This window comes from Methylobacterium sp. SyP6R (assembly GCF_019216885.1).
Taxonomy (GTDB): domain Bacteria; phylum Pseudomonadota; class Alphaproteobacteria; order Rhizobiales; family Beijerinckiaceae; genus Methylobacterium.
In genome coordinates this window covers 1,937,857-1,957,046 of the sequence record NZ_JAAQRC020000001.1, presented here as the reverse complement: position 1 = coordinate 1,957,046, position 19,190 = coordinate 1,937,857, and the positions used below count along the sequence as shown (strand labels likewise).

Annotated in this window: 19 protein-coding genes; 8 read left to right on the top strand and 11 right to left on the bottom strand. The window is 69.4% G+C overall.

Going from position 1 to position 19,190, the window contains the following annotated elements; genetic code table 11:
* The first annotated feature begins 328 nt into the window (after positions 1 to 328).
* From HBB12_RS09055 to HBB12_RS09045, 3 genes are all read left to right on the top strand, one after another.
* On the top strand, positions 329 to 646 hold the full coding sequence (locus HBB12_RS09055; protein WP_236989043.1) for an Hpt domain-containing protein: 318 nt from the start codon (positions 329 to 331) through the stop codon (positions 644 to 646).
* Between the two features lie 246 nt (positions 647 to 892).
* Entirely contained in the window at positions 893 to 1,213 is a 321-nt protein-coding gene (locus HBB12_RS09050; protein ID WP_093566727.1) for a 2Fe-2S iron-sulfur cluster-binding protein, read from the top strand.
* Between the two features lie 220 nt (positions 1,214 to 1,433).
* Positions 1,434 to 2,510 carry a methyl-accepting chemotaxis protein gene (locus tag HBB12_RS09045; RefSeq protein WP_442919244.1) on the top strand — a complete coding sequence of 359 codons (1,077 nt, stop codon included), beginning with the start codon at positions 1,434 to 1,436 and terminating at the stop codon, positions 2,508 to 2,510.
* A gap of 28 nt (positions 2,511 to 2,538) precedes the next feature.
* Here the strand turns inward: HBB12_RS09045 and HBB12_RS09040 are convergent, their stop codons facing one another.
* The gene (locus tag HBB12_RS09040) at positions 2,539 to 3,264 is read right to left on the bottom strand and encodes a fused DSP-PTPase phosphatase/NAD kinase-like protein (RefSeq protein WP_236989042.1); all 726 of its coding nucleotides are present in this window, start codon (positions 3,262 to 3,264) and stop codon (positions 2,539 to 2,541) included.
* A gap of 197 nt (positions 3,265 to 3,461) precedes the next feature.
* Here HBB12_RS09040 and HBB12_RS09035 point away from each other — a divergent pair, with 197 nt between their 5' ends.
* Positions 3,462 to 3,968 (top strand): GNAT family N-acetyltransferase, encoded by a 507-nt coding sequence (locus HBB12_RS09035; protein WP_236989041.1) that lies wholly within the window; start codon positions 3,462 to 3,464, stop codon positions 3,966 to 3,968.
* A 253-nt stretch (positions 3,969 to 4,221) separates the two neighbouring features.
* Positions 4,222 to 4,755: an inorganic diphosphatase gene (ppa, locus tag HBB12_RS09030; protein WP_236989040.1), complete on the top strand. Its 534-nt coding sequence runs from the start codon at positions 4,222 to 4,224 to the stop codon at positions 4,753 to 4,755.
* A gap of 448 nt (positions 4,756 to 5,203) precedes the next feature.
* Here the strand turns inward: ppa and HBB12_RS09025 are convergent, their stop codons facing one another.
* From HBB12_RS09025 to HBB12_RS09015, 3 genes are all read right to left on the bottom strand, one after another.
* On the bottom strand, positions 5,204 to 5,410 hold the full coding sequence (locus HBB12_RS09025; RefSeq protein WP_236989039.1) for a hypothetical protein: 207 nt from the start codon (positions 5,408 to 5,410) through the stop codon (positions 5,204 to 5,206).
* Between the two features lie 122 nt (positions 5,411 to 5,532).
* Entirely contained in the window at positions 5,533 to 5,838 is a 306-nt protein-coding gene (locus tag HBB12_RS09020; protein WP_236989038.1) for a hypothetical protein, read from the bottom strand.
* Between the two features lie 39 nt (positions 5,839 to 5,877).
* Positions 5,878 to 6,657 carry a cold-shock protein gene (locus tag HBB12_RS09015; protein ID WP_236989037.1) on the bottom strand — a complete coding sequence of 260 codons (780 nt, stop codon included), beginning with the start codon at positions 6,655 to 6,657 and terminating at the stop codon, positions 5,878 to 5,880.
* Positions 6,658 to 7,094: 437 nt separating this feature from the next.
* On the opposite strand from HBB12_RS09015, the gene HBB12_RS09010 reads away from it, so the two are divergent.
* Positions 7,095 to 8,528, top strand: coding sequence for a protein adenylyltransferase SelO (locus tag HBB12_RS09010; RefSeq protein WP_236989036.1), 1,434 nt, complete (start codon positions 7,095 to 7,097; stop codon positions 8,526 to 8,528).
* Here the strand turns inward: HBB12_RS09010 and HBB12_RS09005 are convergent.
* The 5 genes from HBB12_RS09005 to HBB12_RS08985 form a co-directional block, all read right to left on the bottom strand.
* The gene (locus HBB12_RS09005) at positions 8,501 to 10,210 is read right to left on the bottom strand and encodes an ABC transporter substrate-binding protein (RefSeq protein WP_236989035.1); all 1,710 of its coding nucleotides are present in this window, start codon (positions 10,208 to 10,210) and stop codon (positions 8,501 to 8,503) included. The genes HBB12_RS09010 and HBB12_RS09005 overlap by 28 nt on opposite strands.
* Before the next feature lie 346 nt (positions 10,211 to 10,556).
* Positions 10,557 to 13,007, bottom strand: a complete 2,451-nt coding sequence (locus tag HBB12_RS09000; protein WP_236989034.1) for a sensor histidine kinase — start codon at positions 13,005 to 13,007, stop codon at positions 10,557 to 10,559.
* Positions 13,008 to 13,083: 76 nt separating this feature from the next.
* A complete protein-coding gene (locus tag HBB12_RS08995) occupies positions 13,084 to 13,356 on the bottom strand; it encodes a hypothetical protein (protein ID WP_236989033.1) in 273 nt (90 codons plus the stop codon).
* Positions 13,357 to 13,398: 42 nt separating this feature from the next.
* Positions 13,399 to 13,824 carry a hypothetical protein gene (locus HBB12_RS08990; protein WP_236989032.1) on the bottom strand — a complete coding sequence of 142 codons (426 nt, stop codon included), beginning with the start codon at positions 13,822 to 13,824 and terminating at the stop codon, positions 13,399 to 13,401.
* Between the two features lie 191 nt (positions 13,825 to 14,015).
* Positions 14,016 to 14,225, bottom strand: a complete 210-nt coding sequence (locus tag HBB12_RS08985; RefSeq protein WP_236989031.1) for a hypothetical protein — start codon at positions 14,223 to 14,225, stop codon at positions 14,016 to 14,018.
* Positions 14,226 to 15,386: 1,161 nt separating this feature from the next.
* Here HBB12_RS08985 and HBB12_RS08980 point away from each other — a divergent pair.
* Positions 15,387 to 17,021 (top strand): porin, encoded by a 1,635-nt coding sequence (locus tag HBB12_RS08980; RefSeq protein ID WP_236989030.1) that lies wholly within the window; start codon positions 15,387 to 15,389, stop codon positions 17,019 to 17,021.
* A 313-nt stretch (positions 17,022 to 17,334) separates the two neighbouring features.
* Here the strand turns inward: HBB12_RS08980 and HBB12_RS08975 are convergent, their stop codons facing one another.
* Positions 17,335 to 17,598: a hypothetical protein gene (locus HBB12_RS08975; protein ID WP_236989029.1), complete on the bottom strand. Its 264-nt coding sequence runs from the start codon at positions 17,596 to 17,598 to the stop codon at positions 17,335 to 17,337.
* A 290-nt stretch (positions 17,599 to 17,888) separates the two neighbouring features.
* Between HBB12_RS08975 and HBB12_RS08970 the strand changes: the two genes are divergently transcribed.
* Positions 17,889 to 18,560 (top strand): glutathione S-transferase family protein, encoded by a 672-nt coding sequence (locus HBB12_RS08970; protein ID WP_236989028.1) that lies wholly within the window; start codon positions 17,889 to 17,891, stop codon positions 18,558 to 18,560.
* A gap of 83 nt (positions 18,561 to 18,643) precedes the next feature.
* On the opposite strand, the gene HBB12_RS08965 is transcribed toward HBB12_RS08970, so the two are convergent.
* Complete coding sequence (locus HBB12_RS08965; protein WP_236989027.1) at positions 18,644 to 19,153, bottom strand: DUF2147 domain-containing protein; 510 nt, start codon at positions 19,151 to 19,153, stop codon at positions 18,644 to 18,646.
* Positions 19,154 to 19,190 lie beyond the last annotated feature (37 nt).

Genomic DNA, 19,190 nt, shown 5'->3' with positions numbered 1-19,190 from the left:
CTCAGCGGTTTACCACGAGAACCTTAGACGCAAGGAGTACCAGACGGATACCCGGACCGCGCCAACCCTCCCAAAAAGCTTAACGGAATGGTTACCATGTGTCCGGCGCACCGCGCCCGATGCCGCTATCCTGCCGCAGAGTCTCGGTTTTGCCGACCGGGCGGCGGGACGGCTCCGACCGTGAGCACGCTGTGGACAGCGCTCCACCGGACGCGCCGGAACCTCTCCCGCCCCCGGCCGTGGGGCCCCCAGACCTTGCGTCCGGCTCAGGCCCGGGGGATCTGGGGCTCGCCAGAGACCGCATGCCGGCCCACCGCGAGAGACCCCGATGGAGACACTTCTCGACCGCGCGCACCTCGACCGGCAGACCTTCGGCGATGCCGACCTCGCCCGCGAGGTGCTGGGGCTGTTTTCGGAGCAATGCGAGCGGCTGACGCCTAAGCTCGCCGATCCGGACCTGGCGCCCGGGACCAGAGCGGACCTTGCCCATACCCTCAAGGGCTCGGCCCTCGGAGTCGGGGCCGCCCGCGTCGCGGCCCTGGCCGGGCAGCTCGAAGCGGCCCTGCGGACCGGCGAGGGAGGGACGGCGCGCAGCCTGGAACCGGCTCTGGCGCAGGCCGTTCGCGAGACCCTGGCGCTCCTGTAAGCAGATTTCGCAAGAGTGGCCGCCGGTTCTGCGGAAAAAATCTGCGACAAAGCAAGGATCCAAGCGGACGAAGCGTTGGCCTGCCGACGCAAGGCTGCTTGGAGCCGGGCCCGCGCGGCCTGCTGCGGCGGCTGTGCCGCGCGACGCACGGCGCGCTTGCATTCCGGGGCGGCAGCCGCCAATCAGACCGCGCCGCGTCCCTCAAAGTCCGATTTGCGGCCGCGCTCGAGGCTTCCGGAGTCCCAGATGGTCCAGATCACCTATGTCGATGCCGCCGGTACGCCGCGCACCGTGAAGGGCGAGGTCGGCTCGACCGTGATGGAGACCGCGATCCGCAACAACGTCCCGGGCATCGACGCGGAATGCGGCGGCGCCTGCGCCTGCGCGACCTGCCACGTCTATGTCGGCGAGGACTGGGCGGAGGCGGTCGGCCCGGCCGAGCCGATGGAGCAGGACATGCTCGACTTCGCCTCGGACGTGCGGCCGAGCTCGCGCCTGTCGTGCCAGATCCGGCTCAAGCCCGAGCTCGACGGCCTCACCGTCACCACGCCGGCCCGCCAGGGTTGAGGCGCGCGCCGGTCCTTCCGGTTCCATTGGGGAAGGACGACGGCTCACCTTCGGCAGGGTGGCGTGACGACCTTGCAAGTCCCGATTGGGGGAGTGAAGCCCGCGGCGGGACTGGGCGATCAGACGGCCTAGACCTCGCCTTGGGACGCAATTCCTTAAGCATCGGCATTCGACACTCGCATCCGGCCTCCGGGGCACGACCCGGACGAGGAGATGCGGTGTGACGAACCAGGCCCGAAGGCTGGGCGACGATCGGGCGGAGGGCGGTTGCGCCCTGTCTGACATCGCCGCCGCGGCGACGACCCTGCGCCAGGCCGCGCACGACAAGACCCAGCGCATCCGCCGGATCACCAGCCAAGTGAAGATGCTGGCCCTCAACGCCCGCATCGAGAGCAGCCGGGTCGGCGAGCACGGGCGCGGCTTCACGGTAGTGGCCAACGAGGTCGGGGCCGTGGGCGAGGCGATCGCCGGCCTCGCCCGGGAGCTGGAGGCCGATGTCGACGGACGGATCGTCGGGCTGCAGGACCAGGTCTCCCGGCTGGTGACCCGGGCCCAGGGCGAGCGCCTGGTCGACCTCGCCCTCAACGCGGTGGAGCTGATCGACCGCAATCTCTACGAGCGGACCTGCGACGTGCGCTGGTGGGCGACCGACGCGGCTTTGGTGGCCTGCGCGGCGGACCCGGAGCCGGCGACGGCGGCTTACGCCGAGAAGCGCCTCGGCGTCATCCTGTCGGCCTACACGGTCTATCTCGATCTCTGGCTGTGCGACCTCGACGGCCGCATCCTCGCCACCGGACGGCCCGACCGCTTCCCCGGCCTGCGCGGCCAGAGCGTGGCGCAGGAGCCCTGGTTCCGGCAGGCCGCCGCCCTCGCCTCGGGCGACGAGTACGTCGCGGCCGACATCCGGGCGGAACCCCGCCTCGGCGGCGCGCAGGTGGCGACCTACTGCGCCAGCGTGCGCCGGGACGGCGAGGCCTCAGGCGGCCCCCTCGGCGTGCTGGCGATCCATTTCGACTGGGAGCCGCAGGCGCGGGCGATCGTCGAGGGCGTACGGGTCGCACCCGAGGACCGGGCCCGCACGCGGGTGCTGCTCGTCGATGCCGGGCAGCGGGTGATCGCCGCGAGCGACGGCATCGGCATCCTGAGCGAGCGCCTGCGCTTCGACCGCGACGATTCGGCGAGCGGCGTCGTGCCGGGCCGGAGCGGCAAGGGCCTCGTCGCCTATCACCGCACGCCCGGCTACGAGACCTACCGGGGCCTCGGCTGGTACGGGGTGATCGTGCAGGGCGCGGGGTGACGCTTCCGGGCCGAACCTGACGGGAGGGTCACTCCCGCCGCAGCAGCCGGTCGACCAGCAGGTCCGACCACAGGCCGGTGCGGAAGTCGCGCCTGAGGGCCTCCGGATCGTAGACGTGCTCGACCCAGTCGAGAAAGCTCAGGCCCTTCGGCTCGCCCTCGGTCAGGTAGCGCTCGAAGAACGCATCGAGGATGCCGGTCTTGGCGAAGCGGAAATGGCCGAACCTCGCCGAGAGCTGGCGCGCCGCCTCGCGCACCGGCCGGCCCTCGTGCAGGATCAGGTAGAGGGCGGCGGCCAGCCCCGCCCGGTCGGCGCCGGACTTGCAGTGCAGAACCGCCGGATAGGCGAGGCCGGCGAAGAAGTCCCTGGCGGCCAGCAGCGTCGCCTTGTCGGGCGCCTCGCGTGAGCGCATCACGAACTCGACGAGCTGCAGCCCCTCGCGCTCGCAGGCCTCGCGCTGGAGCTGCCAGGAGCCGTGCTCGCGCCCGCCGCGCAGTGAGATGATCGTGCGCACGCCCTGGCGCCGGAACCAGGCGAGGTCGTGCGGCGCCGGCTGGGCCGAGCGCCAGACCATCCCGCGCCCGATCCTGTGGCGGTTGAGATAGGCCAGGCGGATCACGCCGTGGTCGATCAGCAGCATGTTGGCCCAGGCGCGCAGGCGCCCGCCCGGGCCGGCGATCGGCTGCTCCCAGCGGGCGATGCGGGCCATGCGGCGGGCGTAGCGGGTCTCGGGCGGGAGGAAGCGGTTGAGCACGAAGGGGCAGGCGCCTGGCTTTAAGGGAAAATCAGCGATTCGCCGGAGCGGGCAGCATGCCGCTCTAGCAGCCGCGTGACCCGGCCGCAACGATGCCGCCGTCGGTGAGCCGGCACCGAAGCCTGGCATTGCGCTTGCGACGTCTCCCCCGCATCGTGGGGACGCGATCCGTCGGCTAACAATCGAGGGGGAAGGCCGTGAGCACTCAGGTCGTCAGCATTCGCCGGGCCCGGAACCAGGATGCCGGGATGCTGTCGGAGATCTTCGACGCCGCCTGGCGCGAAGCCTATCAGGGCATCATCCCGGGGGTCGCCCTCGACCGGATGCTGGCTCGCCGGGGCCCTCGCTGGTGGCGCTCCACCATCGGCCGCAACCGGCCGTTGGTGGTGCTCGAGCTGGGCGAGAACCTCATCGGCTACGTCTCCTACGGCCGCTGCCGCGACCGCTCCCTCAAAGCCGAGGGCGAGATCGACGAGATCTACCTCACGCCGACCTACCAGGGCCTCGGCTACGGCACCCGGCTGTTCCGGGCGGTGCGCAACGACCTCACCGACCGGGACGTGCGCCGGATCGCCGTGTGGTCGCTCACCGAGAACGACCGGGCGCGGGACTTCTACGAGCGGATGGGTGGGCGCGTGGTGGCCGAATCCTGCGACCGCATCGCCGGGGCCGAGTTGCACAAGGTCGCCTACCTGTTCGGCTGACGCGGCAGGGCGGCGGGGGCCGCCCCGGCTCCCTGCCTGTCTGTTGATCACGTGGGATTGCAGATCTGCACAATCGGCACTCATCCGCAGCAACAGATCCGGCGCGGCCGGTTTTCACGATCGCCCCGGCCGCAGCGGAACTTGTCCTCGACTGTCGCGGCCACCGTTGCGTCCCGGCGCTTGTGCGGGCGCCCGCGGCCCTCTAAGGACCGCGCCATTCAGGGGCGCATCCGCCCTTGCAGGGAGTCTGCTCATGCGCCTCGATGCCATCTCCATCGGCAAGAATCCGCCCGAAGACGTCAACGTCGTCATCGAGGTTCCGGTCGGCGGCGAGCCGATCAAGTACGAGATGGACAAGGATGCCGGGACGCTGATCGTCGACCGGTTCCTCTACACCGCGATGCATTATCCGGGGAATTACGGCTTCATTCCCCACACCCTGTCGGGCGACGGCGACCCGTGCGACGTGCTCGTCGCCAACACCCGGGCGATCATCCCCGGCGCCGTGATGAGCGTGCGCCCGGTCGGCGTGCTGGTGATGGAGGACAATGCCGGCGAGGACGAGAAGATCATCGCGGTCCCGTCGCGCAACCTGACCAAGCGCTACGACCGGATCGAGAACTACACCGACCTGCCCGACATCACGATTCACCAGATCCAGCACTTCTTCGAGCACTACAAGGATCTCGAGCCCGGCAAGTGGGTGAAGATCGTGCGCTGGGGCGACAAGGCCGAGGCGCAGCGCCTGATCCTCGAGGGGATCGAGCGAGCCAAGAAGGCGAAATAAGTCGAGCCAAGTAAGGGAGGGGTGAGGCTCGCCTCTTCCATGAAAGGCACAACGGTGAACCCTCCCCCCTCTGCGGGGGAGGGTGGCGAACGAAGTGAGCCGGGAGAGGGGACGCCGCTTCCGGAAATGTCGAGCCCTTCATGAAGAGCGCTCTCTGGATCAGCGTCGCGCTGCCCCTCTCCCGCCCCACTCCGTGGGGCACCCTCCCCCGCAGAGGCTAGCGGATTCACACTTCTCCTCTAAGAGCTAACCCTCTGTAAACGCGCGCGGTTTCCCCTCCCCAGGCGATCCCGGGCTTGCCCGGTATCGCTGCAAGTTGTGGGGAGGGGGCGCGCTACCACTAACGGGGCAGCGCTCAAACCGAGAAGTGTGAATGCGATAGCCCGCAGAGGGGGGAGGGTTCTCGCGCACGACCGGCGCGGGCCATGCCCCCGGTCGATGTGTCCCCTCAGACCGCCCGCGTCTGCGCCGCAGCGCCCGGCCGCGGCTTCTTCACGGCATCGTTGTAGGGCGCGTTGTAGGCCCGGCGCACCGAGGCCCAGTAGGCCTCGCGCTCCTGGGCCGGGAGGCGGCCGAGGGCGGCATTGAGCGCAGCCTCGCCGGCGGCTTCCAGCCCGCGCAGCTGGTCCGGGGTGACGTCGTGAACGGTGGTCATGGTGAAGGGGTCCCGAGCCCGGTTGGGTTCGAACCGCACCATGCCACAAGCGCGGCGGTTCCGCACGCACAGGCTTGCCGCAGCAATGCCGCGCCTACCGCCTGTCCCCGTTGTTTCCAGGGTCAGCGCACCCCGCCCCGGCCGGACAGGGCCGGGTTTCGGTCCGCAGCCCGGGCGGCGCTTGGCGGCAGGCCGTCGGCCTTCTGCGGCCTGTTCCAGGCGGGCGGGGACGTCGCGGCGCCGGGCTTCGCGCGCCCATGCACACCGTCCTGGCTCTCCTGGCCCCAACCGTAGCCGGCATTGACCCCGGCATAGAAGCCGGTGAAGTCCTCCGCGGCGGCCGGGCCGCAGAGTATGCCCGCCAGAACGAGACCCAGCAGGATGGCGCACAAACGGAAAGGAGCGGTGGCCGAGGGCCACCGCTCCATCCGTGTCGATCGATTGCTCGGGCGACGATGCACCGTAGCTCAGTCGACGCTGATGCTCTGAGCCTCGCGGCCCTTCATGCCCTCGACCACGCCCATGGTGACGGGCTGGCCTTCGGCGAGGGACTCGAGGCCGGCGCGGGCGAGAGCCGAGCGGTGGATGAAGACATCCTTGCCGCCGTCATTCACCGACACGAAGCCGAAGCCCTTGGCGGGGTCGTACCACTTCACGGTGCCGCTCATCTCGGTCGACGGACCGGAGGCGAAGCGGCCACCGCCGCCGGCACCACGCTCGGGACGGTCGCCGTAGCCGCCGCCGCCGAAGCCGCCGGCACGCGGGGGACGGGGATCGCGACGGACCGGAGCCTCGGCCGTGCTGGTGTCCACGCTGGTGATGTTGGTCACCTGCGGGCCCTTCTGGCCCTGCGCGGTCTGGACGCTGAGGCGGGTGCCCGGCATCAGATCGGCGTGGCCGGCCGCCTCGACGGCGCGGATGTGGAGGAAGGCATCGCCCGAGCCGTCGCCCAGCTCGACGAAGCCGAAGCCCTTCTCCTTGTTGAACCACTTGACCGTCGCGTCACGCTCCGGCCCGGAAGGGGCAGCGCTACGCGGGCCACCGCGGTCGAAGCCACCGCCGCCGCCGCCGAAGCCGCCGCCGCCGTAACCACCACCGCCGCCGCCACCGTAGCCGCCGCCACCGCCACCATAGCCACCGCCGTAGCTGCTGCCCTGCGGCGCCTGGTCAGGCCACCGCGGCTCGCTACCACCACCCTCGTCGAAGCCGCGACGGCGCGGCTCCCGGAAATCACGACCACGTCCCATTAGAAGCTCGCCAAAACGTAAAAACCGCCGACCACCCTTGTACCCCGGTGCGCTCTGTGCCTGACAGCCAACGCCTCGAGATCGTTCCATTCCCGGCTGCGGTGACCAAGATGACCGCCACACTCCTGACGCAACTCAGACCGTACCGCAAGGCGGATCTGCCACGCGTGGCGATGACAGGGGTTACTTTCTCACGTCGCGGCGCGGATTGACAGCCCGATTCGGCATCTTTTCCCCGTGTCCATCGTGCACCAGTGTGGCGTATGAGCACGGTTCGCGCGTCCATGGGCCCGGACCGACATCCGATGCCATGGGGCGTTCGGTGCCACGGTTCGATGCCGCGGGATGCGACCAGGCGGGACCCGCCCATGCCGCGAGACGTTGCCTGACCGCACCCGCCGTCCACATCTCGTCCCACCACGTCGATCGAGGTCCCGATGCCGGCCCACACCCTCCGTCCCTCGCGCCGTCACGCCGATCTCGGCCCCGACTTCTACGACGTCGTCGCGCCCGCCCGCTTCCCGGCCCACATCGTGCGCCACCGCAACCAGCCCTGGGCCGAGCGGGTGGGCCTCGGCGGTCTCACGGACGCGGAGTGGATCGGGCATTTCGGCCGCTTCGAGCCCCTGCCCGGCAGCTTTCCCGAGCCGCTGGCCCTGCGCTACCACGGCCACCAGTTCCGCAGCTACAACCCGGAGCTCGGCGACGGGCGCGGGTTCCTGTTCGCGCAACTGCACGACCTGAGCGACGGGCGCCTCCTCGATCTCGGCACCAAGGGCAGCGGCCAGACGCCGTGGTCGCGCACCGCCGACGGCCGCCTGACCCTGAAGGGCGGGGTGCGCGAGGTGCTGGCGACGACGATGCTCGAGGCCCTCGGCGTCGAGACCTCGAAATCGTTCAGCCTGATCGAGACCGGGGAGGCGCTGAGCCGCGGCGACGAGCCGTCGCCGACCCGCTCCTCGGTGCTGGTGCGGCTCAGCCACTCGCATATCCGCATCGGCACCTTCCAGCGCTTTCGCGCCCATAACGACACCGACAACCTGCTCCGGCTCCTCGACCACACGGTCCGCACCTACTTGCCCGATGCCTGGCGCGACGATCCGGCCGACCGGGCCGCCGCCTTCCTGGCGGAGGTCTGCCGCCGCGTCGCCCGGATGGGCGCGCAGTGGATGACGGCGGGATTCGTCCACGGCGTGCTCAACACCGACAACATCAACGTGACCGGCGAGAGCTTCGATTACGGTCCGTGGCGCTTCGCGCCGGTCAACGATCCGGCCTTCACCGCCGCCTATTTCGACGAATACGGCCTCTACGCCTTCGGGCGCCAGCCGGAGGCCCTGGGCTGGAACCTCGCGCGGCTCGCCGAATGCCTGCTGCCACTTTCCGACGAGGCGCGGCTGGGTGCGGCGATGGACGTCTACGGTCCCGCCCTACAGGAGGCCTTCGCGGGGGCGATCCTGCGCCGCCTCGGCCTCGCGGTGCCGGCCGACGAGGCGGCGATGCACGGGCTCGTCGGGGCGTTCTGGGCCTTCCTACAGACCAGCCGGGCACCGTTCGAGCAGGCCTTCTTCGACTGGTACGGGGGGCTCGCCAGCGAGGCACGGGCCGCCCGCAGCCCGGCCGCCGCACATTACAGTGGCGAAGGCTTTTCGCGGGTGCGCCAGGCGCTCGGCGCCCTCTCGGCCGATCCGGCGGCGCGGCTCGACCATCCGTATTTCGCGGGTGCCACCCCCTGCACGATGCTGATCGACGAGGTCGAGGCCCTGTGGGCGCCGATCGCTGCGGCCGACGACTGGTCGGCCTATCATGCCAAGCTCGCGGCGATCGGCGAGATGGCGGAGGCCTACGGCACCGGCCCGGTGACACCATGAGGCCGGGGCGCCGGGGCCCCGCGCGCATCCGGACCGCTCAGGCCCACGCCGCGAAACAGGTGCCGGCCGAGGGGATCCATGCGGTAGCCGGTCACCTCACGCCGGGCGACCACGAACACCGCCGAATGGGCGATCGGCACCCACGGCACCTCGCGGGCGAAGATTCCTTGTGCCTGCCTGTAGAGCGCGGCCCGGGCCTCCTGGTCGGGCAGGCGCCGGGCCCGGGTCACCAGGGCGTCGAAGGCGGGGTCGCACCAGCGGGCGACGTTGCTGCCGCCGGGCCGCGCCGGCACGCAGCCGAGCAGCACGCCGAGGAAGTTGTCCGGATCGCCATTGTCGGCGGTCCAGCCGAACAGGGCCATCGCCGGCACGCCGGCCAGCATCTTGGCCCGGTAGGCGCTCCACTCGTCGGTGAGCAGCCGCAACCGCACGCCGATGCGGGCGAGGTCGGCCTGGATCATGTCGGCGACGCGCCGGCCGTTGGGGTTGTAGGCCCGGCTCACCGGCGGGTACCAGAGTTCCGCCTCGAAACCGGAGGGGAAGCCCGCCTCGGCCAGCAGCTTCTGCGCCGCTACCCGGTCGAGGGGCGGATCCCGGAGCGCCGGATCGTGGCCCCAGAGGTTCGGCGGCAGGGGCGAGCGGGCCGCCGTGCCGCCCGGGCCGTAGATTCCCTCGACGATCGCCGCCTTGTCGATCGCCATCGCGACAGCGCGGCGCACCCGCAGGTCGTCGAACGGGGGCTTCGTCACGTTGAGGGCGAGGTAGCCGATATTCAGCTCCTCCTCGCGCATCAGGGTCAGCGCCGGATCGGCCCGGATCGCGTCGAGGTCGGCGGGGTTCGGGAACGGCATCAGGTGGCACTCGCCGGCCCGGACCTTGGCGAGCCGCACCGCCGCGTTGGCGGTGATCGAGAAGACCAGGCTGTCGATCGGCTGGCGCCCGCCCCAGTAATCCGGGAAGGCGCGGTAGCGGAGCGCAACGTCGGGCTGGAACGCCACGAAACTGAACGGCCCGGTGCCGATCGGCTCGCGATCGAGGCGCTCCGGCTCGCCGGCCGCCGTGAGCCTGGCGGCATATTCCGCCGACTGGATCGCCCCCAACGCCATGGCGATGTTCGGCAGGAAGGTGGCGTCGGCCTCGCGCAGGCGGAACCGCACGGTGCGGGTATCAAGCGCCTCGACCGCCTCGATCAGGTCGGGCAGGCCGAGATCGCGGAAGTAGGCGTACTGGCCGCCCGAGACCCGGTGATACGGATGGTCCGGCTTCCATTGCCGGGTGATCGAGAACACCACGTCCTCGGCGGCGAGCGGCCGGGTCGGCGTGAACCGGGCATTGCGGTGGAAGGCGACGTTCGCGCGGAGCGTGAAGGTGTAGTCGCGCCCGTCCGGCGAGACCGTCCAGGATTCGGCGAGGCTCGGGCGGATCGTGGTGGTGCCGGGCTCGAACGCCACCAGGGTGTCGAAGACCGGCCAGGCCGCATCCATCCCGGTCGTCGTGGTGACGAGTTGCGGGTTGAGCGATTCGGGATTGCCCTCGGAGCAGAAGACCAGGGTCCTGGCAGCGGCCGGCGACGCCGCGAGCCATAGCGCGGCGAAGAGGGCCGACGCGGCGCGAAGACACGCCCGGGACTGGCCGCCTGCGGCCCGGCTCCAATTCCGGATTCGTCGAGTCTGGCCGAGCATCGATCCTCGCCTCCGCCGTCGCGGCATCCGTCGCAACATGGCCGTACCGGTTGTCAGAGTCTGCTTGACTTGTCCGATAGACTTAGAGCTTTTTTAATCGGCAATCGCAACATCGCATGGGTTTTTCTCTCTCACCCGCAACCTCATCCTGAGGTGCGACTGAAAGGAGCCTCGAAGGAGGGCTCCGGAAGTCTCGGCGGCATCTGGAGCCCTCCTTCGAGGTCAGTCGATCTACAATCGACTGACACTTCAGGATGAGGTCGCAGGTGGGATGAATGAAATTGATTGGCCGAACAGGCTCGCAATCCCCATCGACAAGAAATTTTCCCTTGATCTACCCCACACCTCACTGCGCCGCCACCCGGCTCTCCGCGCCCGCCCGGACGGGCGCCGCCGGCGCGAGGCAGGCTGGGAACTCGACCCGCACCAGGGTGCCGCTGCCCTCCCGGCTCTCCACCGCGATGCGCCCCTGCAGCTGCCCGGTGACGAGATTGTAGACGATGTGCATGCCCAAGCCCGAGCTGCCGCGGTGGCGGGCGGTGGTGAAGAACGGATCGAAGATGCGTTCCCGGTCCGCCGCCGCGATGCCGCGCCCGTCGTCGCGCACCTCGAGGCGCACCCATCCGCCCTCATGGGTCACCGCGACGACGATGCGTCCCGGCGTCCCGTCGGCGAAGGCGTGCACCACCGCGTTCTTGACCAGGTTGGTGATGACCTGAGCCAGCGCTCCGGGATGGGTATCGACCTCGACCTCCTCGCCGGCATCGAGGTCGAGGCGGTGCCCGCCGCGCCGCAGCAGCGGCCCGAGGCTGCGCAGCAATTCCCCCAGCCACTCGCGCAAAGAGAAGCGGCGGTGCTCGTCGCTCACCCGGTCGACCGCGACCTGCTTGAAGCTGTGGACGAGATCCGCGGCCCGGGCGAGGTTGGCGGTGAGCAGGTGCGAGCCCTCCTGCATCCGGTCGACGAAATGGGAGAGGCGCGAGCGCGAGAGCTGCCCGGTCTTCGCCACCTCGCCGAAGTCGCGCGCCTCGTCGCGCACGAGGGTCGCGGTGGTGAGCGCGATGCCGAGCGGCGTGTTGATCTCGTGCGCCACCCCGGCGACGAGCTGGCCGAGCGAGGCGAGCTTCTCCGCCTGGATCAGGTCGGACTGGGTCTGGCGCAATTCGGCGAGCGTCCGGTCGGCCTCCTCCTTGGCCCGCCTGAGCGCCCGCTCGCGCCGGCCGATCTCGTCGACGAACATCGCGGTCGCCCGGGCCATGTCGCCGAGCTCGTCGCGGCGGCGCCCGACCTCGGCCCCGACGTCGCGGCGGGCCGGATCGGCGGCGAGCGCCAGCATGCTGCGCTGGAGCTGGCGCAGGGGCGCGGTGATCGAGCCAGCCGCCGCGAGGCCCACCGTCGAGCCGATCACCAGGCCGGCCCCGGCGCCGACGAGCAGCAGGCGCAACAGGAAGGTGCCGAGGCGATCGGCATCGTCGATGAAGATCTCGTTGAGGCTCCGGGCGGTCTCGCCGATCGCCGCGGCGAGGCCGTCCATCGCGGCGATGCCGTCGTTCTGCCGGCGCAGGCCCTCGACCGTGGTGCCCAGGCGCTCGCGCCAGCCGTCGATGGCCTCGATCATCTCGCCCTGGATCAGCGGCGAGATCGGCAGCGCCGCGGCGGTCTCGGACAGGCGCTGACCGTCCTCCAGCATCGCGGCCACCGCCGGGACGTCGCGCCGGCGCAGGGCTTCGGCGGTGCGCTGGCCGAGCTTGAGGGTCTCGAGCGCGATGTTCTGGGTCGCCTGCTCGGTCTCGTTGGCCTGGACCGCGTAGGAGAGGAGCTGCGTGACCTCCTCGTGCAGGGCGCGCTGGGCCGACCCGTCGATCTTGAGGACCCGCTCGCACCACTCGTCGAGGACGTTGACCGGGGAGGGGAGCGGCGCGGGGTCCGACACGATGCCCCCCGCCGCGAAGGGGTGCGGCTCCTCGGATCCGCGCCAGGCCTCGTAGGCGGCGGTCAGGATCAGGAGTTCCTCCGCCTCGCGCTCGCGTCCGTCCCCCTTCAGCGCCGCCGCGAGGTCGCGGGCGGCGTTGCGCACCTGGACCATCGAGGGCGGCGGGCCGGCGGATCGCGGAGGAGACGGCGTGGGGCCGGCCTCGCCGGTTCCGGATGAGGACGATGGCGCGGGGCCGGCCCCGCCGGTTCCGGATGAGGATGATGGCGCGGGGCCGGCCCCGCGCAAGGCCTCGATCTCCGTCTCCGCCACCAGGGCGCGCAGCTCGTTGACGGCGCCGACCACGTCGCGGACCTGGCGCAGGGTCCGGGCCTTGTCGGTGAGGGAGACGACGAGATCGGTGTTGGCGGCGCGCTGGCGGTCCCGGGCCTGATCGGCGAGACTCACCAGGGCGTCGGCCCGGGCCGCCATCTCGGCGATCAGCCCGTCATTCTCCCGGGTGATCCGCACCAGGGCCTGCATCTGCTCGATCGAATCCTTGAGCGCCGCCCGGGCCGCCTCGATGCGGGCCGCCTGGTCCGGGGTGCGGGCGAAGCGGCGCAGGTCGTCGAGGGAGCCGGCGGATTCCGCGGTCAGGCGGGCGAAGCGCTCGGCATGGTCGGTGCGCTCGGCCGGGCGCGCGGTCAGGAACTCGTCGCGCACCGTAGTCGACAGGGTCAGGGTGCGGTAGATCGCGCCGGCCAGCACCGCCCCGTCGCGGGCCTTCTCGGCCTGGGCGAGCAGGAGCCAGCCCGCGAGCGCGATCAGCGCCGCGATGGCGATCGGCAGACCGCCGACCAGGAAGATCTTGTGGCCGACCCGCATCGTGGTCCCGTTTCGCCGCGGGGGCCGACTATGCATTAAATTTCAAGGTCTGCCAGCACGGCGGATGTCGGCCGCCTCACCCCGGCATCGGCGGCCGCGAGGCCGTGCGCTCGGGCGCCCGGGAGACCGGGCCCGGACGGCGTTTCGTCGCCCGCGCCCCGACAGCCTGCCGCCTCGGCCGGGCCTGACCCGCCGGGACCTGGTCCGCCGGAGAGGCGACGGGCAGGGGCGCCGGCCGGCAGCCGGTGCAGCGTTCGGGTCCCGCGCCGAGCAAGGAGCGCAAAGCCTCCAGCTCCGCGAGATCGCCGTCCAGGAGCGCATCCAGGAGATCGGCGCTGAAATGCGGCATGATCGTCTCGCGGTGGGCGGCCTCGTCGCATGGTCCGGCGCATCAGCCGACCGAGACCCGGCCCGGCATCCGGGCCGGGGCGGCCGGGCGCCCCTCCTCGATCATCCGGACCGGCCGGCGCGGCACGGCGCCCTCCGGCTGCAGGCAGGATCCGGGGCGGTAGGGCCAGGCCGCCTGCGTGCAGACAGGATCGACAGGCGCCGTCGAGACCGGGGTCGCCAAGGGAGCATTCAAGGGAGCATTCAAGGGAGCATTCAAGGGAGCATTCAAGGGAGCATTCACGGGCGCCTCGACCGGGGCCGCCTTGCGCGCCTCCTTAGCCAGATGAGGAACGCTCGTCTTCGTCACCTCGACGATGCCGGCCGTCAGCATCGCGCTCATCAGGATCACCCGCGCCACAATCATCTTCGCCTCCGCGCCGCCCGTTGTCTCCGGGCTCTTGTGAGCGGCGGTATAGGCGCGGTGCATGTCCGCGATTTTGCGTCGGATTGCCGATTCGGGGCAGGCGGGGCCCATCGTGTTTCGTCCGCCGGACTGGACGAAACATTCGGCGACGCCGCATGCACGTGAAAAATCCCCCTCTCCAGCGGGAAAGGGGGACGGAAACCTTCAGAGACGGCCCGGGCCCGTGGGGGAACCGGCCTGATCGCGCGACCGGATTACTCGGCTGCGGTCTGTTCGGCGGTGAAGTGGCCGCACCAATCCTGACCGGCGACGACCGGCCACAGGCCATGGCCCTGCGGCTCCGGCTGGCTCACCGGCGGGTTGTAGCGGCACAGGCCCTGGTCGCCCGTGGCGGCGGCACCGTTGAGCTTGTGGTCGTCGAAGTAGCGGCAGCTGTTGCAGGCCGCACCTTGGGTGATCGCCATCGTCGTTTCTCCCGTCCGCCGGTCCGTCGCCCGGACGCGCCACCTTTCAATTAGAATAACTCGAAACTGATGGCAAGCGGCCGTCCCTGGGCAAGGCGGGAGCGGATCGGCGGGCGTCGTAGAGGGATTCGTGGCGGCCTCGTGGACGCGAGGCGGTTTGACGAAACGTCGAGCCGATACGGAGGCTGATCCTCCGCTCCTCCCGACGGATCCCGGGTCTTCCCGGCATCTCGGGCCCGCCCCGCTCGACGAACGGCGTCGCGATCCGACTCTCGGCGGCGGTCGGCTCCGCCGCGATCGATTGCAGTGGAGTTGCCGCCCGTATCGCCAGAGTGGCGGCCCATCGCCGTCGAGGCGCCAGTCGCCGTGGCGAAGGTCGGAAAAAAGCAGCGAGCGGCGACCGGGAAACCCACCACCGCATGCCCCGGGGCGCGAGGTCCGACACGATCGATCTCGCCCACATGCCGTCCGGGACGATCGGCCCCCATCGGATGCTCCAGGCCGCCGGCTGCGGCTGTCCCAGGTCCAGTCCCTCGTCGAGAGCCGCCCCCGATTGGCGACCGCCGGATCGATACCGACGCCCTGCCGCGCCGAGAGGAAGCGGGATGCGCCACGAGCGGTCGCCCCTCCGGTCCAATCGGGCGGACCCGGGAGATCGAATATATCTGCTGCGATGCGCCACTGGAAAAACACACAGAAACCATTCAGATACGTTTTATACCCAAAAATAATATCGATAACAAATATAAATCATTGCTCTAACATAATATGGTAGATTTATATCATGGAAATTTTTATTTTTTTCTGCTTTGTTAGCCTAAGAAAATGACGCAGAGATAAAATCAGCCGTCGCTTGTAAGTTCTTGAGATTTTTGTTAGTTCTAAACAATAATCTATAGGGTTCCGTAGTCACAATGTGGTGATTCTGCCACAATCTCCGAACAAGGCGGTCTTGGCAGACTGTTAGAACTTGGATAAGATTGATCAACTCAGCGTCATGAAAGATTGTTCCCTCGCACCGAACGAAGTCGGGTGCGGTTCGGCCGAACCCGTGCGGTGGCCGAATCTTCGGGGGCATAAGAGGGACATGGTCTCGAGGCCGAAGAGGTCTTCGGAACAGAGTCGTTCACCCCTTTCGGGTCCGAAATCTTGGAGGTCTCCATGAAGCTCGTTAAGAGCCTTCTGCTCGGTTCGGCCGCTGGCCTGACCGTCGTTGCCGGTGCGCAAGCCGCCGATCTGCCGATCAAGAAGGCTGCGCCGGTCGAGTACGTTCGTGTCTGCTCGGCCTATGGTGCCGGCTTCTTCTTCATCCCCGGCACCGATACGTGCCTGCGCGTCTCCGGCCGCGCCCGCTTCGAAGCCGGCTACTCGCAGGGCTACTCGCGCTCGGGCAACAACGGCGACCTGATGGGTTACCGCGGCCTCGGCCGCCTCAACCTCGACGCCCGCACCCAGACCGCCTACGGCACGCTCCGCGCCTTCGTGCGCTTCGAGCTCGCCTCGCGGACCGGCGCCTACCTCACCTCGGGCACCCAGAACCGCGCCGCCAACGGCTTCGGCGGCGTGGGCGTCGACACCTTCGGTCGCTCGCAGCAATACGTGAACGTCGACAAGGCCTTCATCCAGTTCGCCGGCCTCACCGCCGGTCGTGCGGCCTCGTTCTACGACTTCTACGCCCACGACTTCGAGATCATCGGCACCTCGCTGGGCTCGGACGTCTCCTCCACCAACCTGCTCGCCTACACCGCGACCTTCGGGAACGGCTTCTCGGCGACGCTGTCGGTCGAAGATCCGATCTTCCGCAAGACCCCGCTGTTCGGCACCGCCACCGCCGGCAACGCGGCGAGCTCCTTCGCGGTCTTCACCGCCGCGGCCGCCAACCTGAGCCCGGTCATCGCCACCAACGCGGCCGGCGTGCCGATCGGCGAGGCGTTCTACGACCTGCGCCAGACCTCGCGTATGCCCGACTTCGTCGGCGCGCTGCGCTACGACGCCGCTTGGGGCTCGGCCCAGCTCTCTGCCGCCGTGCACGAGCTGAATGCCGGCAACGCTTCGAGCGTGCTGAACTTCGCCGGCGGCACCATCGCGTCCGGTTCTGTCGTTACGCCCCGCGTGAACACCGAGTACGGCTGGGCCGTGCAGGGTGGTCTGAAGATCAACACGCCGTTCATCGCTCCGGGTGACGCCCTGTACCTGCAGGGTTCGTACGGCGAAGGCGCCCAGCTCTACACGGGCTACTCCTCGTACATCGGCTCTTACACGGTCAGCGCCGGCAACACCCAGGGTGCGCAGTTCGCCAGCTACTTCGCCGATGCCGCGGTGAACCCGGTGAACGGCAAGATGGAGCTGTCGACCAGCTGGACGGTCGTCGGTTCGTACCTCCACTACTGGACCCCCGAGTGGCGTTCGGCGTTCATCGGCAGCTACGGCGAGATGACCTTCGGCCGCACCAGCCGCAACCTGCTCGGCGCGCTGAACTTCAACGGCCTCGGCAACCCGGTCAACAGCCCCGGCGCCTTCGCCTACAGCGCCGCCCTGCGCGACACCAGCCAGATCGTTGTCGGCGCCAACCTGATCTGGTCGCCGGTCAAGGATCTCGATATCGGCGTCGAGGGTCTCTACAACCGCGTCGACCTCAAGGGCGGCGCCGTGGTCGACCAGAACAAGGCTCCGGGCCAGGTCCCGGTGGGCCTGAACGCCGCCGGTCTGCCGACCAACGCCGCCGGCGTGGTGCTGCCGACTGCCAAGTCTGCCGACACGTTCAACATCCGCATGCGCGTCCAGCGCGACTTCTAAGACCATCGAGGTCGAACAATCGGGGATCCCGGCGCAAGCCGGGGCCCCTTTTTCGTTCTCGCAGCACAGAGACAAGAAAAAAGGCGCACTCGGGGAGTGCGCCTTGCAGGTGCCCTGGGTCTCGAAACTCAGGATGTCTTTTTGTATCAGCACCAGAAGTCGAATTCAACTGTCAGACCTCGGATTTGACGGATCTTCCGAGTAAAAAATTCCCGGCGATTGAGTTCTAACAAAATCAGGCGCCACGGCGAATCCGGGGCGCGGATAGCCGATGGCGGTCTTCGCGGCCCGCCCAAAGTCTCGCCGGACGGCGTCAGGCGCGCTGCTCCTTCAGGCGGCGGACGCACTTGCTGTAATATTGCGGCCAGCGCGGCCCCTGCGCCACCTTGTCCGCCGGGGGCAGGGCACGCCACTCGGCGCCGCATTTGCGCTGGCGCTCGCGCGCAGCGAGGCCGCGAGGGCCGGGCTCCCGGCGCGGCGCGAGTTCGGGATTCGGTCCGGCGCTCTGGCCGAACGAAGCGGCGGGCGCGGCGACCAGAAGGGCCACCAGTACGGTGCGGAGGAGGGGAGACGGCATGGGGCGGGCTCGTAGGGGGAGCGCCGACGGGATCGGCCGGCGCGGGGCCGAGACTGCCACACCCTGACGCAAGGGCAATAGATGCACGCCGGGCGTGCAGGCAGGACGTCCAGCCGAAAAAGGCTTACGGGCCGTTTCGCAGCCGCGACACCGGTGCAAGACCGGCACGAGATCGTCGATTGAGACAACCTTCACCCTGTACAGGGTGGGCCCGGGCCTGTTTACCTGCCATTGAAGCCCGATGCGCGACGGACGTGCCCCGTCCCCGCCGTGCGAGAAGGACCAGCCGCATGTCGGCCGTGACGACGCCGCCGATCGACCTCTATTACTGGACGACGCCCAACGGCTGGAAAGCCTCGATCATGCTGGAGGAATGCGGGCTGCCGTACCGCATGGTCCCGGTCAACATCGGCAAGGGCGCGCAGAGCGCACCCGAGTTCCTGGCCGTGTCGCCGCACGGCAAGATCCCGGTCATCGTCGATCCGGACGGGCCCGGCGGCACACCGATCACGGTGTTCGAATCGAACGCCATCCTGCAATATCTCGGCCGCAAGACCGGGCTGTTCTACCCGTCGGAGGAGCGGGCCCGGATCTCGGTCGACATCTGGCTGTTCTGGCAGGCGGCGAATTTCGGGCCGACGCTGGGCCAGACCCACCACTTCCGCATCTACGCCTCGGAGAAAATCCCCTACGCGGTCGAGCGCTTCACCGCCGCGACAATGAGGCTCTACGCCACGCTCGACGCCCAGCTCGGCCGCCATTCCCATGTCGCAGGTGACGAGTACACCATCGCCGACATCGCGATCCTGCCCTGGGCCAAGATGTGGGAGCGCCAGGGCCAGGACATCGCCGCATTCCCGAACGTCGCCGCCTGGATCGACAGGATGAAGGCCCGTCCAGGCGTGCAGCGCGGGTTCCGGCTCAAGCCGGACCCGGAGGAGGCTCCGGGCCCGCGGGGTTGAGGCTCGGTTCGCAGCAGACTCAGTTCGCAGCAGGCTTAGTTCGCAGCAGGCTTAGTTCGCAGCAGGCTTAGTTCGCAGCAGGCTTAGTTCGCAGCAGGCTTGGCGGCCGCGGGCTTCGCCTTGGCGGGCACCGGCGCGACCTGGGCGAACTCGTCCGGGGCCTTGGTCCAGGTCTGCGAGCCGCACAGGATCTTCAGCATGCAGCCCGAGATCGCGAGTTCGCTGGCGCTCTCTCGGCTGATCGAGACGTCGTAGATCTTGCCCTCTTCGGCGTTGTAGATCTGGCCCTTGAAGGCACCGTCGTCGGGCTTCAGCCCGTCCATCAGGGTGAGGCCGATCACCGGGCGGCTGCGCTTCTTCGGATCGGGATTCTTGATGTCGGTGCGCGGCTGGCCCTGGTCGTTCAGCGGCGTCTTCAGCCACACCACCTTGCCGCAGGCATGGGCGGCACCGGGACCGCATTTCTCGATTCTGATCTTGGCCCGGCCGTCCTCGGTGAGCCAGGTCCCGGAGGGATCGCCGGCGGCGGCCGCGGCGGTGACGCCCGCCGAGAGCAGGGAGGCGGCGATGGTCGGGATCAGGATCGAGCGCATGCAGGAAGCTCCTGGCTGTCCGCGTCACGATAGCCCC